The 15,103-nt window shown below is 61.7% G+C and carries 9 protein-coding genes and 2 rRNA genes (1 of these 11 running past the window's edge); 2 read left to right on the top strand and 9 right to left on the bottom strand.

The window, feature by feature from the left end; translation table 11 throughout:
* Window positions 1-43: 43 nt before the first annotated feature.
* On the top strand, window positions 44-1,294 hold the full coding sequence (locus I6L41_RS20610) for a methyl-accepting chemotaxis protein (RefSeq protein ID WP_005362726.1): 1,251 nt from the start codon (window positions 44-46) through the stop codon (window positions 1,292-1,294).
* Window positions 1,295-1,470: 176 nt separating this feature from the next.
* Entirely contained in the window at window positions 1,471-4,344 is a 2,874-nt protein-coding gene (gene glnE, locus I6L41_RS20605) for a bifunctional [glutamate--ammonia ligase]-adenylyl-L-tyrosine phosphorylase/[glutamate--ammonia-ligase] adenylyltransferase (protein WP_216961054.1), read from the top strand.
* Between the two features lie 81 nt (window positions 4,345-4,425).
* Here glnE and I6L41_RS20600 read toward each other — a convergent pair whose 3' ends face one another.
* The 9 genes from I6L41_RS20600 to I6L41_RS20560 all read right to left on the bottom strand — a co-directional run.
* Window positions 4,426-5,160 carry an SDR family oxidoreductase gene (locus I6L41_RS20600; RefSeq protein WP_149152269.1) on the bottom strand — a complete coding sequence of 245 codons (735 nt, stop codon included), beginning with the start codon at window positions 5,158-5,160 and terminating at the stop codon, window positions 4,426-4,428.
* A 78-nt stretch (window positions 5,161-5,238) separates the two neighbouring features.
* The gene (locus I6L41_RS20595; protein WP_216961051.1) at window positions 5,239-7,440 is read right to left on the bottom strand and encodes a glycoside hydrolase; all 2,202 of its coding nucleotides are present in this window, start codon (window positions 7,438-7,440) and stop codon (window positions 5,239-5,241) included.
* Window positions 7,441-7,547: 107 nt separating this feature from the next.
* On the bottom strand, window positions 7,548-8,381 hold the full coding sequence (locus I6L41_RS20590; protein WP_216961047.1) for a DUF2861 family protein: 834 nt from the start codon (window positions 8,379-8,381) through the stop codon (window positions 7,548-7,550).
* Window positions 8,378-9,025 (bottom strand): response regulator transcription factor, encoded by a 648-nt coding sequence (locus tag I6L41_RS20585; RefSeq protein WP_216961044.1) that lies wholly within the window; start codon window positions 9,023-9,025, stop codon window positions 8,378-8,380. Before I6L41_RS20585 ends, I6L41_RS20590 begins: the two co-directional genes overlap by 4 nt.
* On the bottom strand, window positions 9,022-10,404 hold the full coding sequence (locus I6L41_RS20580) for a DUF3404 domain-containing protein (RefSeq protein WP_216961041.1): 1,383 nt from the start codon (window positions 10,402-10,404) through the stop codon (window positions 9,022-9,024). The genes I6L41_RS20585 and I6L41_RS20580 overlap by 4 nt, the downstream gene beginning before the upstream one ends.
* Window positions 10,405-10,549: 145 nt before the next feature.
* Window positions 10,550-12,712 (bottom strand): AsmA family protein, encoded by a 2,163-nt coding sequence (locus tag I6L41_RS20575; RefSeq protein WP_216961038.1) that lies wholly within the window; start codon window positions 12,710-12,712, stop codon window positions 10,550-10,552.
* A gap of 132 nt (window positions 12,713-12,844) precedes the next feature.
* On the bottom strand, window positions 12,845-13,351 hold the full coding sequence (locus tag I6L41_RS20570; protein WP_216961035.1) for an NUDIX domain-containing protein: 507 nt from the start codon (window positions 13,349-13,351) through the stop codon (window positions 12,845-12,847).
* A 184-nt stretch (window positions 13,352-13,535) separates the two neighbouring features.
* Window positions 13,536-13,650: ribosomal RNA gene (rrf, locus tag I6L41_RS20565) — 5S ribosomal RNA — on the bottom strand.
* Between the two features lie 81 nt (window positions 13,651-13,731).
* A 23S ribosomal RNA gene (locus I6L41_RS20560) occupies window positions 13,732-15,103 on the bottom strand (it continues 1,518 nt past the right edge of the window).

Genomic DNA, 15,103 nt, shown 5'->3' with positions numbered 1-15,103 from the left:
CCTGAGGGCAAAGGAAAAAACGGCTTTTAAAAGGAGAATGACAATGCAGCTGAACCTGCTGGAGAAAAGAATGAGCAACATCCGGTTGGTACCCAAAGTGGTGCTGCTGATGGTGTTCAGTACCCTCCTGCTACTGACAAAACTCTGGTTTGACGCCAACAATCTGGAAGCGACCCTGCTCAGCGAAGGGCTCGATCCCGCCAAGGCGGATGCGATCTCCAATCGCCTGCTCTGGACCGGTCTGATGGAGACCGCCATCATGGGGCTGCTGTTCGTGATCCTGCTGCTCACCGGCTCCCGCCTGATGGTCAAGCAGGTGCACTATCTGGTGGGCCTGCTGGAACGCTTCGCCAAGCGGGACCTCAGCCACAAGGTACTGCTCAAGTCTCGTGACGAATTCGGTGACATCGCCAAGGCGGTCTCCCACTCGCAAGAGAATCTCAAAGAGGTGTTTGGCAACCAGCGCGCTGCCTGCAAGGAGCTCAACGACATCGCCTCCCAGGTGACCCTTTGCATGGAAGAGGCCAACGAAGCGATCAACGAAGAGTTCACCCAGATCGAACAGCTGGCCAGCGCCATGAGCCAGATGGTCGGCGCCATTCGCGAAGTGGCCGCCCATGCGGATCAGGCCTCTCATGCCACCGCCGAAACCAGCCAGCTGGCGGAAGAGGGGAGCCGCTGCGTCGCCGACACCGTCAGCACCATAGACACCCTCTCCGGCAACATCCAGCGCTCCGCCACCGTGGTCAACGAGGTGGAGCAGGGAGTCGAGCGCATTGGCTCGGTGGTCGACACCATTCGCGGCATCTCGGAACAGACCAACCTGCTGGCACTTAACGCGGCCATCGAAGCGGCTCGCGCCGGTGAAGCGGGTCGTGGCTTTGCCGTGGTGGCCTCCGAAGTGCGCGAGCTGGCCAACCGGGCTCAGGCCGCCACCGTCGAGATCCAGAAGATGATCGAACAGCTGCAGGGCAATGCCCATCAGGCTGGCGAGCTGATGGCCCAAAGCGTACAGCAGGCCGACAAGGGGGTGGAACAGGTGACCCAGGCCGGTACCCAGCTCGCCACCATAGTGCAGCGGGTACAGGGCGTGGCCGACATGAACCGCCACATCGCCGCCGCCTCCGAGCAACAGAGCTCGGTCGCCGAAGAGATGCGCGGCAATCTGGAGCAGGTCAAGCAGATCGCCGAAGGCTCCGTCGTGGTGCTGCGCGAGCTGCAAGAGGCCTCCGAGCTGGTCGAGCAGCACAGCAAGGAGCTCGACAGCCAGATCCAGTCCTTCAAGCTGGCGTGACCACAGCGCATAGACAGCAAGGCCCTGCGGGGCCTTTCTTCATATCCCCACCAGCAACCCATTTTCCTTTCTGGATCATGCTTCTCGCCCCTGCGCTGTGACGCGGGAGCCTGACAGTGCTAGATTGGCAACCAGCTTTCTATCCGGCAGTTTCGTTAATCACAAGGACGGCAACCGTGGCCCAGCACTCTCCCTCTTTCTCCGCCCTCTCCCCCCTGCTGCAAGAACAGGCCGAGCGCCAATGGCAGCGACTGGTCGAGCTAGCCCCCGACTATGGCAACCAGCCCGAGCCCGTTCGCCAGCCCCTGCTGACCCTGCTTGGCCTCTCCGATTTTGTCGCCGACTCCCTCTTCAAACAGCCCGAGTTGCTGACCGAACTGCTCGCCTCTGGGGATCTGGATCAGGCCGAACGCTGGCCCGCTTACCAGCACGATCTGACCGCCCTACTGGCCGAGGTAAGTGATGAAGAGACGCTCAAGCGCATCCTGCGCCAGTTCCGCCGCAGCCGCATGCTGGTGATCGCCTGGCGCGAGCTGCTGGGCCACGCCGAAGTGGAAGAGAGCTTTATCCACCTCACCAAACTGGCGGATGCCCTGATCTGCTCCGCCCGCGACTGGCTCTACGCCAAACAGTGCAGCGAGCTGGGCACCCCGATGGATGGCAACGGCAACCCGCAACCGCTGCTTATCCTCGGCATGGGCAAGCTGGGGGGTGGCGAGCTTAACTTCTCCTCGGATATCGACCTTATCTTCACCTTCCCGGAGAACGGCTACACGGTCGGTGGACGACGCGAGCTGGCCAACCAGCAATTCTTCATCAAACTCGGGCAGCGCATCATCAACGCCCTCCACCAGCCCACCCAGGATGGTCAGGTGTTCCGGGTCGATATGCGCTTACGCCCCTTTGGCGATGCGGGGCCGCTCGCCATCTCCTTCGCCGCCATGGAGGATTACTACCAGCATCACGGTCGCAACTGGGAGCGCTACGCCATGGTCAAGGCGCGGGTGCTGGGCCCCCAATGCGAGCACGCAATGGAGCTGGCCGAGATGCTGCGCCCCTTCGTGTTTCGCCGCTATATCGACTTTGGCGTTATCGACGGCCTGCGCCAGATGAAGGCGATGATCGCCGCCGAGGTGCGCCGCAAGGGACTGGAGGGCAACATCAAGCTGGGGGCTGGCGGTATTCGCGAGGTGGAGTTTATCGCCCAGGCGCTGCAGCTTATTCGCGGCGGTCGTGAACCTGCGCTGCGGGTGCGTCACCTGCCCGAAGCGCTGGCCGCCATCGCCCAATGTGGCGCCCTCGAATCTGCTCATTGCGATCGCTTGCTGGATGCCTATCGCTTCCTGCGCCGGGTCGAGAACATATTGCAGGAGATCGGCGATCAGCAGACCCAGACCCTGCCCACCGAAGAGCGGGATCGCCAGCGGCTGATCGCCGCCCTCGGTTTTGCCGACTGGGGCGCCTTTATGGCTCATCTCGATGAGGAGATGGCTGCCGTCCATCAGGAGTTCGCCGCCGTGGTGGGGGAAGAGAAGGAGGCTCCCGCCCATCTGGAGCAGCTCTGGCTCGATCTGTGGCGCACCGAGCTCGACGCCGCCGAGCTGGAAAAACTGCTGACCGCACAGGGGGTGGCCGAGCCCGCCCCGCTCTGCACCGCCCTGCTGCGTTTCAAGGAGGAGTACAAGCGCCGTCAGGTGGGCCCGCAGGGGCGCATCGCGCTGGACTGGCTGATGCCGGAGCTGCTGCGACTGGTAGTGGCCAGTGAGCAACCAGCCCGCCTGTTCGAGCGGGTCTGTGAGCTGCTGACCCGCATCTTCACCCGCAGCGCCTATCTGCAACTGCTGGCGGAGAACCCGGGCGCCCTGCGCCAGCTGGTGCGGCTGTGCGACGCCAGCCATCTGGTGAGCGAGCAGCTGGCCCGCTACCCCATTTTGCTGGACGAACTGCTCGATCCCCAGCACCTCTACCACCCCACCCCGCTCGATCAGTACAAACCCCAGCTGCGCCAGTTCCTGCTGCGCATCCCGGAGGAGGACGTGGAGCAGCAGATGGAGGCGCTGCGCCAGTTCAAGCAGGTGCAGCTGCTGCGCATCGTGGCGGCCGACATCGCCGGCGCCCTGCCGCTGATGAAGGTGAGCGACCACCTCACCTGGCTGGCGGAGGCGATCACCGAGGAGGTGGTCAATCAGGCATGGGCCCAGATGAGCGAGCGCTACGGGGTACCGCCCGAGGTGGCGGTGAGCGGTCAGCGCGGCTTTGCGGTAGTGGCCTACGGCAAGCTCGGCGGCATCGAGCTCGGTTACGGCTCGGATCTCGATCTGGTGTTCCTGCACGGCGGCGACCCCAACAGCTACACCGACGGGCGCAAGCCCATCGACAGCCGCCAGTTCTACCTGCGCCTAGCCCAGCGGATCCTGCACCTGTTCAGCACCCGCACCCCATCCGGCATTCTCTACGAGATCGATATGCGGCTGCGCCCCTCCGGCGACTCCGGCCTGCTGGTCTCGTCACTGTCGGCCTATGAGCAGTACCAGCAAAACGAGGCGTGGACCTGGGAACATCAGGCGCTGGTGCGGGCCCGCCCCATCTATGGCGATGACGCCATCGTTGCCGAGTTTGCCCGCATCCGCCGCGATGTGCTGGCCAGGGAACGGGAGCTACCAACTCTGGTCCGCGAGGTGCGCGAGATGCGCCACAAGATGCGGGATCACCTGCTCAAAGCCGGTGCCGGCGAGTTCGACCTCAAGCAGTCCCCCGGCGGCATGGTGGATATCGAGTTTATCGCCCAGTATCTGGTGCTGGCCCACGCCTGCGGCGAGCCCGATGCCCTCACCCGCTGGTCCGATAACGTGCGTATCTTCGATGAGTGCGTGATGGCGGGGGTGCTGACCCTGGAGCAGGCGGAGGGGCTGAAGCAGGCCTATCTGGAGATCCGCAACCTCGGCCATCGCCTCAACCTCTCGGAGATCTCCCGCAAGGTGAGCGACGATCAGCTGCAGAGTGAGCGCAGCCATGTGCTCGCCGTCTGGCACAAGCTGCTGGGGGAGTGAGATAAACCACAGCAGGTTCAACGAGAAAGGGGCGCTTGGGCGCCCCCTTCTTTATCCAGATATAAGCGGTAGCATCAAGCTCTAGCGTCCACCGGCAAGATCGATGAAGGTGCCGGTAGCGTAGGAGGCTTCGTCCGATAACAACCACGCAATAGCGGCCGCCACCTCGGCTGGTTGGCCGCCCCGTTGCAAGGGGATCAGATCCTTTACCCTGTCGACACGGTCTGGCTCACCACCGTCGGCATGCATTTCGGTATAGATAAAGCCGGGACGCACACTATTGACTCGTATTCCCTTTGCCGCGACCTCCAACGATAACCCCTTGGTCAGCACATCGATCGCTCCCTTGGAAGCGGCATAATCTACATACTCACCTGCCGAGCCCAAACGGGCAGCGGCCGAGGAGACGTTGACGATGGCACTGCCCACAGCCATACGCCGTACAGCCTCACGACAGCAAAGAAAATAGCCGGTCACATTGGTGGTCAAAGTCTTGTTGATGCGCTCAGCGCTCATCTCCATCACTTTCATCTGTGGTTGCAAGAGCCCTGCATTGTTCACCAGATGAGTGATCACCCCGAGTCGCTCGTCCATCTCTTCAAACAGATGTACCACCTCAGCCTCGATGCTGATATCCGCCTGCACGGCTATGCAGGAGACAGCAAAGTTAGCCTTAATCTCTGCCACCAACGCATCGGCGGCCTGCCGGTCACACCGATAGTTAATACAAAGGTTATATCCCTGCCCCGCCAGATAACGGGCGGTGGCAGCACCAATTCCTCTACTGCCCCCGGTGATCAACACATGTTTGTTCATTGAGCATCCTTGTTATTCCACTATCAGTTTCACGATCGCTACCCGCCACGATAGTACCTAAACCAACCAGCTCCAACTTCAACGCGCTCCATCTGATTGCGAGACAAACTGCTGCTGGCTGCCATCGGGCAGCAGCGCCAGCACGCTTTGAGCGGCCAGTTTGATCCCTGCCAGCTCGGTGGCCGGGCCGAAGTTGGCAATCAGTCGAGTGCCATCGGCAAACTCGCTCTGCTGCACCACGCCTCTTTTATCGAGCCAGCGAAAACCGGTGAGGGACCGGTTGTAGAGCCGCTCATGCAGCGGGCGGAAGAAGGCATCGAGCCCCTTGAGATAGGGAATGCGCACGCTGGCACTATCCAGACTGAGGTTGAGCAGCGGCGGCACGTTGTAGAGCTGCTGCAACAGCTCGGTTACCTGACGGCTCTCCCTGAATTTGAGGCTGTCCATCGTCCAGTGATGGGTAGTCACTATGCTGTCGTGAAAGACGCTCTGGAACAGCGGCAACCGCAGCGCCGGATCAAAGTAGAGCCCCTGATACTCAGGTTTTAGGTGGCTCTGGCGAAAGAAGAACGCAGGCTGATAGTCGGGATACCAGGCTCCCAGATAGTAGGGAGAGCGCTTGTTGCTGCGCATATCGGGATCCTGCCAGCCAAAGCCGCTGGTCTGAGGGCCGTGGGCAAAGGCCGCAGTGCGGTTGGCAACCGCGCCGCCCTCCTCGGAGCCCACCAGCCCCCCCTGACTCCTGGCAATCCACGCCATCCCGGCCATCCGGTTTTGCGCATCCTGCGCCTGGCTGGTCGGCTTGGCCGGGTCGAAGTCGTCAAACACCATGCCGGTCGCCGCCACATCGAGGAACCAGCTGTTGTAGTGGCTCGCCTGCTGCAACCAGGGTACGCGCTGTTCCATCACCGGGCGCACGCAGGCCTGATTGGTGTAAACGCCGCTGTTTTGAAAGCCGCTCTTGCGCCGGCCGTTCTCCTGCATGATGCCGCAGCGCAGATAGATATCCTGCCCCATCTGGGCGGTGAGCCAGCTCTGCTGGCGATTCCCCTCCGGCAGCGCGGTATCGTAGGAGTCGTAAGGTGCGATGAGATAGCCCGCCTGTTTGGCAAATTCAATCCCCTCTGGGGCAGCAAAACCGGCGGTCCACTGGGGCAGCCCCAGCCAGAGTCTGGGTAGTCCAGCCTGCTTGAGAGTAGCGATCATCTTGGCTGAGCTGCCATCACCCCAACTCTGCGGCTCGTTGAGCGCAGCGCCTAATTGCGTGGCGGCCAGCGCACGCCGGGATTTGAAATCGGCCGGTTGCCGACCCGGATGGCGCTGCGCCAGCGCCTGCTCAACTCCGGCCAGCACCAGATTTTGCAGATAGCGGTTGCGCTCGAGATCGGGCGCTTGCAGCGCCGTTTTGCTCTCCCCCTTAAGCCAGTCGGCGGGGATCAGGCGGCGCAGCGCGGGCCAGCTCTTCACATCCTGTGGCACCAGCAGTCGCTCGCCCCAGAGATAGAGGTGAGAGGCGCCGATCAGCCGCTTGCCATCCGGTACTGCCGCCAGCTTGCTCTCGAGCGAGACCAGCTCACCCTGCTCCTGCAGCCAGCTGCGATAGGCCTTGGCCGCCGCCAGCCAGTCGTTGCCCGGTTGCAGCGACACCGCCACCTCATAGGGAGCAGCAAGATTGAGGCGATTGACGCTATGGGTCGCCGTCAGGGCAATACCATCTTTCTTGGGCGCAAAGGTGAGCCGGTTGTTGAAGGGGTTGGCAAAGAGAATCGCCAGTTGCTGATCACCGTAATCCAGCCCGACCAGCGGCAGGGTAAGATTTTCGGTGGTGTTGATCCCCTGATACTCCTGCGCCAGTGCCTTGCGCCACTCGGGATGATCAACCGGGATGCGAAAACCCTCGTGGATCGGCAGCATCAGCGCCTGCGCCCCTGCCGGCACCCGCGGCCACACCAGGTCGCCTGCACTCGCACGGCTGAGGGTAAGGATCAGACGGTTACCCTCAAGGCGAGCCAAGGCACGCACCTCGCCATCGGCACGAGTCAGCCAGCTGACACGCTCCCCCTCCTGCTGCAAGGCGGTGACCGGCTGACGCGGGCCGGGAGAGGAGATGGCAAGGTGCTGGCCCGAGGGTAGGATAGCCTCGGCCGCCAGGGTGGCGGGATCCAGCTCGATGCGCCACTGATCGTTGGCCAGAGCCAATGCCTCGGCAGGCAGGGAGAACAGCGGCGCCAACAGCAGCAGCGGGCGGATCCGGCTCGTTAGCACGGGAAGAAAAGTCATGGTCGGTGATTCCTGATAAAAACGGGAGCCGCCATTTCAGCAGATTGGCCGCCTGCGATTGTCAGGCCAATGTCAGGATTGCGGTGACCTGACCATCACGACGACCACTAGTCCACCGGCCCAGCCTGACTGTGACTCAGCTGCAACACCAGCTGACCGCGCTGGCTGGTCTGCACCAGCGAGAGGGTGCTCCAGCTATCGGGCGTGGCGGCAGGCCAGTTCACCGGCTCATCGGGCGCAATGCGGTGCCACCAGAGCAGGGAGTATTGCGGGCGGGCCAGCACCGCCTGATCGAGCCAGAGCAGCGTACAGGAAGCGGGATTGACGGGGGGATTGGCCACCGCTTGCGGCGTGCGGGAGAGCCAGTCCAGATCCTGCACCGCAGGCAGCGGCAGTGCCACCTGCCACTCCTTGCCCGCCACCGTCAGCCGCAGCTGATAGAGCCCGGCTGGCAAAGGCGTCGGTAGATCGGCCCCGACAACCCTGACTCCGGAGTTCTCTTCCGCCTCCCACTGGGCACCAGCCAGTCGGTCACGGCCAGCGGGATCGATAAGTTCAGCGGCGGTGATGGGCCCCTCCCCGGTCAACTGCACCCGATAATCCCGCAACAGTGGCGCATCGCGCTGGATTAGCTCAAGGCGCAGCTCGCTCACCCCATCAGGCAGAGTGAGCGGGAAATCCTTACCGCAGTGCTGGGCACTCAGCGCGGCCAGCATCCCCTGCCAGCTACGGCGCTCGGCTTCGCTGTTGAGCGCAGGCCATGCCTGCTGCAAAGCTTGCCAGGCGTGCCGGTTATCCTCCTGCAGCAAGGCCAGAGTGGCCGGTTGCAGCGGGTCGGCGCGCTCGGTTTCCAGGAGGCGATCGGTTGCCATCACGCAGCTTGCGTTCAGCAAGCCGACGCTTAGAACCAACAGCAGCCCAGCCAGCCTTGTGTGCTTCACTGTGCCACCTCCAGCCGGTAGCCTATGCCGCGCACCGTCTCGATGGCCAGCCCGGGCAGCTTCTGGCGCAGTTGCAGAATATGGGTATCGACGGTGCGGGTGGAGGGGAACGCCTGATAGCCCCACACCCGATTGAGGATCTCCTCCCGGCTCAGCACCCGCCCCGCCATCCGCACCAGCAGGGTGAGCAGGGCAAACTCGGTGGGGGTAAAGCTCACCTCCGCATCCTGCCAGCTCGCCTGCATCCGGGCGGGGTGGAGCTGCAAGCCGCCCACCGCCTGAGTGCCATCCCCCAGCTGACGCAACTGGGCCCGGATCCGCGCCAGCAACTCGTCGTGGGAGAAGGGTTTGGTCAGGTAGTCGCGCGCCCCCGCATCGAGCCCGGCCACCCGATCGCTCACCTCCACCCTTGCGGTGAGCACGATCACCGGCAGCGCCTTGCGCGCCAGCCACTGGGGCAACCAGTCGAGGGCATCCCCCTCCGGCATGGTGCGATCCAGCAGCACCAGATCCGCCGCCAGCCACTGCTGCTCCGCCGCAGCCAGAGTGTCGCACCAGAGGCAGCGATATCCCTCGCGGGTCAGATAGCGTTGCAGGTTCTCCGCCAGCAGCGCCTCGTCTTCGACAAGCAGGATGGTCTTCATGATTCGGGGTCGCTCCAGAGTTGGCAGGGCAGCGTCAGGGTAAAGGTGGTGGGCGGGCAGGATAGGGTGAGGCGCCCGCCAAGACGGCGCAGCAGATGGCGCACGATGGCAAGCCCCAGCCCCAAACCCTCGGCACGGGCACCGCGGTGCAGCAAGGTGGCGAGCCGGTAATTTGGCAGCTCGCCGCCATCGCTGACCGCGAGGATCAAACGCCCCGCCTGCCAGCTGGCACAGATCCGAACCGGTGCGCGGCCATGCTGGCTGGCATTGCGCAGCAGGTTGTCGAGGGCGAAATCGAGCCAGTAGAAGGGGAGCGCCAGAGTCATCTCCCGCTCAAGGCAGAAGGTAGCGCCATGCCGCTCGCAAGCCAGGGTGAGCCACTCGGTGAGACTGACCGCCACCCGCTCATCCTCGAGAGTCTCTGCCGCCAGATAGTGGCGACTGGCCTGCGCCAGCTGATGCAGGCGGGCGACACTGCCCAGCAGTTGCCCCACGCTCTGCTGGGCGGAAGGGGGCAGCCGGTCGAAATCGTGGCGCAGCTCCTCGCTGATGCCGGAGAGCGCCATGATAGGGGTACGCAGCTCGTGGGTCAGCATCTGCAATGCGACACGCCGCTCCCGCAGCAGGCGCCAGCGCTGCCAGCTGGCCCACCCCAGCAGCAGGATAAAACCAAGAGAGCTGGCCAGCGCCAGCCACTGCCAGCCAAGCGTGGGGCGAGTACTGAAGCAGACCGCTCCGACTCGCTCTTCACAAGTACCAGCGGTACGACTATCCAGCATCACGCCAAGCCGCTCGGCCAGCGGTTGCCACTGCCCGGCACCATAGCGACGCCACTGCCCATCGGCAAGCAGCCAGAGCTGGCCCGATTGCAGCAGCCAGCGCCCGCCCCGCAGCAGGGCATCGAGGTTGTCATCGCCGAGCTCGCCTAGCTGCCCCAACCGGTCGCGCCGCTCCCGCACATGGAGCAGAGCGTCGAGCCCGGCCGCCGGATGACCTGCCAGCCAGCGGGCAGCGCTGGAGCCACCCAACGGATAGATGGGGTGAGCGGCAAACCAGCGGGCCGAGGGCGTAGCCCTTTGGCCGCAAAGCGCCCGCAGCAGCGGCAGCCACTCGGCGGGCAAGTCATTCTCTGTCCCGCATTCCTGTTGATAGCGATAGATGGCCTGCAACTGGCGCAGTGGATAGCGCTGCCAGGCGGGATAGAGGGTGTCGGGAGCAATCAAGCGCCGGTCGAGCCGCTGCACCTCGTCAAGAGGCAGCGCCTGTTCTGGAGTCTGCTTGGCCAGCTCGCCCGCCAGACGATCCGCCAGCGGCCCGGCCAGCACGGGATACGTCATGCCGTAGCAGAGCAGGGAACAGAGCAGCAGGATCAGGCGCATGGGTTCAACTCGAGATGACTCCGGATGAAGACACAGCAGATCACTGCGCCATAAAAAAATGTCAGCGCCATTTTTCAATGGCGCTGACATCCGGTCAACCGCTAACGGCATTGGCGCGGCTCCCGCCAGCCATGTGAACCGTCACCTATTTGAACAGTCCTTTGAGCAGCTGGTCAGCCACCCCTTTGACGGCATCGTTGTCGGCCTTGTCACCCAGCAGCTTCTTGAGGCCGCGTTCGGCCTCCTTACGCGCCTTATCCTCCAGCAGCTTGTTGTTGCTGAGCAGCGCCTTCACATCGAGCTGGTAGCTGGGTGCCTGCCAGTGGCCGCCGATCCGCACCGGAATGGTGATCTCTTTGAGCTCATCCACATCCTTGCCTCCCTGCCCCTTGCTGCTCTCGACGATGGAGGTGAGGAACAGGAAGTCGAGGCTCTCCGGCACCAGCGCCGTCTGCCCCTCGCCCTTGACCCGCAAGGCCGGGGCAAAGAGCTGGATGTCGTTGCTGCGGGCGATGCCGTCGGCAATCTGGAAGCTGGCGGTGAGGGCGCTGAAGTCGGTCTTGCGCGCCTCCTTCACCTGCTCGGCCCCCTTGCCGGTGAGGGTGGCTCGCGCCTCGCGGATCATCTCCGGCAGGTTGATGCCATGCAGGGCACCGTCGCTCAGTTTCAAGGTCACCTTGCCCTGCATTCCGTTGCGCAGTGCCAGAGGAGAGAGACCACGCCCCTGCACCTGCACATCGAGATCGCCCTTGCCCTCCAGCAGATCACTCTGAGCCAGAGTCTGCAACAAGGGGCGAATATTCACTCCGGCCACCTGCTTGTGCACCTTGTAGGTGGCGGGCTGCTGGCGCGCGTCGAGTACCCCGTTCGCGCTTACCTGACCGTCAGCCACGGTCGCGCTGAACTGTTTGAGCGTCATCAGCCCTTTTGCCAGAGCCACCTGCAAATCGACAGCACCGAGATCCAGCCCTTTCAGACGCAGGCTGCCGAGTTGCAGCCGACCATCCAGATCCATCCCTTTGAGCGCCCCCAGATCCGGTTCGACCGTGGAGAGAGCTTCGCTCTTGCCGGTTGCCGCTTTATTGCCACTTGCAGCGGTGTTGGCAACACCGGTCGCCGGTTTGTCCTCTTTCGCCTGCGCTGGTGTGGTCGGTACCGATTTGGCGAGCCATTTGTCGAGATCCAGCTTCTCCCCCTTGAGATCGAAGCTGATTGCGGGAACAGCGCCAAGCTGCACGGTTCCATCACCACTCAGTAGCGCTTCATCGGCACTCATCACCAGCTTGCTCAGGGTAATCAACTGCTTGTCGAGCTCGGCACGGGCAAACCCGGCCAGTTTCAGCTTCATCTGCGGGCGCGGCAGCGCATTACCTTCCAGCGCTGCCGTCATCAGCACATCGGAGAGCTCGGCCAGCTTCATCTCTTTATCGAGCCGTCCCTTGAGTGTCCCTTCCAGCGAGCCAGCCAGTGAAGCTTGCTGCCCCTCTACCTTGGCACCCTTCAGCGCCAACGTGAGGTTGCTCCACTCACCCAAGGCCAGTCGGTCTCCCTTGATGGAGAAACTGTCGAGTCGCAGGGCCGGGTCACTCAGGCTGCCAGTGAGGCTTAAGTCTTTCAGTTCACTGGCCATCACCTCCTGCGCCAGCTTGATCTGGGTCTGCCCTTTAACATCGAAAGCGAGCTTGTCGGCACTCCCCTTGGCGGCCAGCGTCACGGGTACCCACTGACCGGTGGCCAGCTGCCCCATATCGAGATCGAGGCGATCCAGTCGCAGCGACGTGCCGCAGCGATCATCCTGTACCAGCGCACTGGCCTGGGAGAGCGCGACACCCTGCAAGCTGATCTGCCAGGGCTTGCTATCAGCGGTTGGCGCAGGGGTTGCGGGGACGACAGGTTCGCTTGCATCAGCAGTGGCATCTTTGATCAGTCCGCTCAGATTGGAGCTGCCATCCGCCTTGGTCTGGATAAAGAGATGGGCGCCACTCAGGGTCACCTTGCCAATCTCCAGACGATGTGAGAGCAGCGGCAACAGGGCCACCGAGGCCTCGCCCTGTTCGAAACGAACCAGATCCGGCTCGGCAAAACCGGCCGGATTGCGCAGAGCCACCTTCTCCAGCGAGAGGCCGAGACTCGGCCAGAAACGCCAGTCAATCTCCCCCGCCATCACCAGTTCCCGGCCCGTGCTCTTGCGCACCTGTTCAGCCAGTTGGGGCTTGAATTGATTGGGGTCGATAAGGCTTATCAACGTCACTATGGCCAGCAAGGCCGCCACGGCGATGCCGAGCAAGATGAGAACTATCTTCTTCACGATATGCTCCTTGAATCCGGATCCACTGCAGACTATACCACTCACCGTCTGACGAATGGCGTCTGCGGGACAAAAGCGGACAAGGATGAGACAGGGATGGTCGCTGCCAATCCCCATCATCATCAGCAGGGATCAGGCTTGCAAAGGGGATTGCTGCAGCCGCGCCATCGCGGTGCGCGTCGATTCGAAAGCAAAGCGGGACAAGGGGGTATCGCGGATCTTCAGCCACTGACAGGCGGCCACATCGTCAGCTGGCTGGATGACCGGTTTTTCGCTCAGCATGATGGCAAAGAAGGTGTCACAGGTGTGATAGGTGATGCCATCGTAGGGGTAGATATTGGGGAAGGAACCGAGATAGGTAAAAGGTTGGGCGCTAACATCTAGCCCCAGCTCCTCCTGCAACTCGCGCACCAGCGCCACCTCCAGCGACTCGCCGGGATCGACAAATCCTCCCGGCAGATCCAGCAACCCCTTGCCCGGATTGCCGGCACGCACCGCAACCAGCACCTCATCCTGCCAGCAAAGCGCCACCATCACAGCCGTCGCCACATTCTGGAAAAAATGAAAACCGCAGCCACAGCGAAACTCTTTGAGGCTGACACTCTGCAGGGTTTGACCGCCGCATTTTGGACAAAACATGGGCTATCTCCGATGAAATAAAGCGCTATTTTACGCTGCCATGGCTGTTTTTTATGAGTAAAACCGACGGGGGAATACTAGGAATTGGAAGGGAGAGGAATAAAACGGGGCAATTATCAGGTGACTTACTGAATTGCAACCAATAAAAAACCCCGCTCATTGAGCGGGGTTTCTTGTATTGAGTGCCTGGCAGTGTCCTACTCTCGCATGGCGAATGCCACACTACCATCGGCGCTACCGCGTTTCACTTCTGAGTTCGGCATGGGATCAGGTGGTTCCACGGCGCTATGGCCGCCAGGCAAAATCTTCAATCTGTGAAAGCTGATGTAAGTAATTCGTTCGTATTTGCTACAAGCCTTAGAACACTTCTTGGGTGTTGTATGGTTAAGCCTCACGGGTAATTAGTATGGGTTAGCTCAACACGTCGCCGCGCTTACACACCCCACCTATCAACGTTGTGGTCTCCAACGGCCCTTTAGGACCCTCAAGGGGTCAGGGATGACTCATCTCAGGGCTCGCTTCCCGCTTAGATGCTTTCAGCGGTTATCGATTCCGAACTTAGCTACCGGGCAGTGCCACTGGCGTGACAACCCGAACACCAGAGGTTCGTTCACTCCGGTCCTCTCGTACTAGGAGCAACTCCCTTCAATCATCCAACGCCCACGGCAGATAGGGACCGAACTGTCTCACGACGTTCTGAACCCAGCTCGCGTACCACTTTAAATGGCGAACAGCCATACCCTTGGGACCGACTTCAGCCCCAGGATGTGATGAGCCGACATCGAGGTGCCAAACACCGCCGTCGATATGAACTCTTGGGCGGTATCAGCCTGTTATCCCCGGAGTACCTTTTATCCGTTGAGCGATGGCCCTTCCATTCAGAACCACCGGATCACTATGACCTACTTTCGTACCTGCTCGACCTGTCCGTCTCGCAGTTAAGCTGGCTTATGCCATTGCACTAACCTCCTGATGTCCGACCAGGATTAGCCAACCTTCGTGCTCCTCCGTTACTCTTTGGGAGGAGACCGCCCCAGTCAAACTACCCACCAGGCACTGTCCGCGAGCCCGATTCAGGGCCCTGCGTTAGAACATCAAACATACAAGGGTGGTATTTCAAGGACGGCTCCAGCGCAACTGGCGTCACGCCTTCAAAGCCTCCCACCTATCCTACACATGTAGGTTCAATGTTCAGTGCCAAGCTGTAGTAAAGGTTCACGGGGTCTTTCCGTCTAGCCGCGGGTACACCGCATCTTCACGGCGAATTCGATTTCACTGAGTCTCGGGTGGAGACAGCATGGCCATGGTTACACCATTCGTGCAGGTCGGAACTTACCCGACAAGGAATTTCGCTACCTTAGGACCGTTATAGTTACGGCCGCCGTTTACCGGGGCTTCGATCAAGAGCTTCGCTTGCGCTAACCCCATCAATTAACCTTCCGGCACCGGGCAGGTGTCACACCCTATACGTCCACTTTCGTGTTTGCAGAGTGCTGTGTTTTTGATAAACAGTCCCAGCCATCTGGTCACTGCGACTCCCGACAGCTCCATCCGCAAGGGACTTCACCATCAAGAGCGAACCTTCTCCCGAAGTTACGGTTCTATTTTGCCTAGTTCCTTCACCCGAGTTCTCTCAAGCGCCTTGGTATTCTCTACCCGACCACCTGTGTCGGTTTGGGGTACGATGACTTGTAATCTGAAGCTTAGAGGCTTTTCCTGGAAGCAGGGCATCAATGGCTTCCACACCGTAGT

The organism is Aeromonas sp. FDAARGOS 1411, assembly GCF_019047125.1.
GTDB classification, from domain to species: Bacteria; Pseudomonadota; Gammaproteobacteria; order Enterobacterales; family Aeromonadaceae; genus Aeromonas; species Aeromonas veronii.
This window is presented reverse-complemented; position numbering and strand designations above follow the sequence as displayed.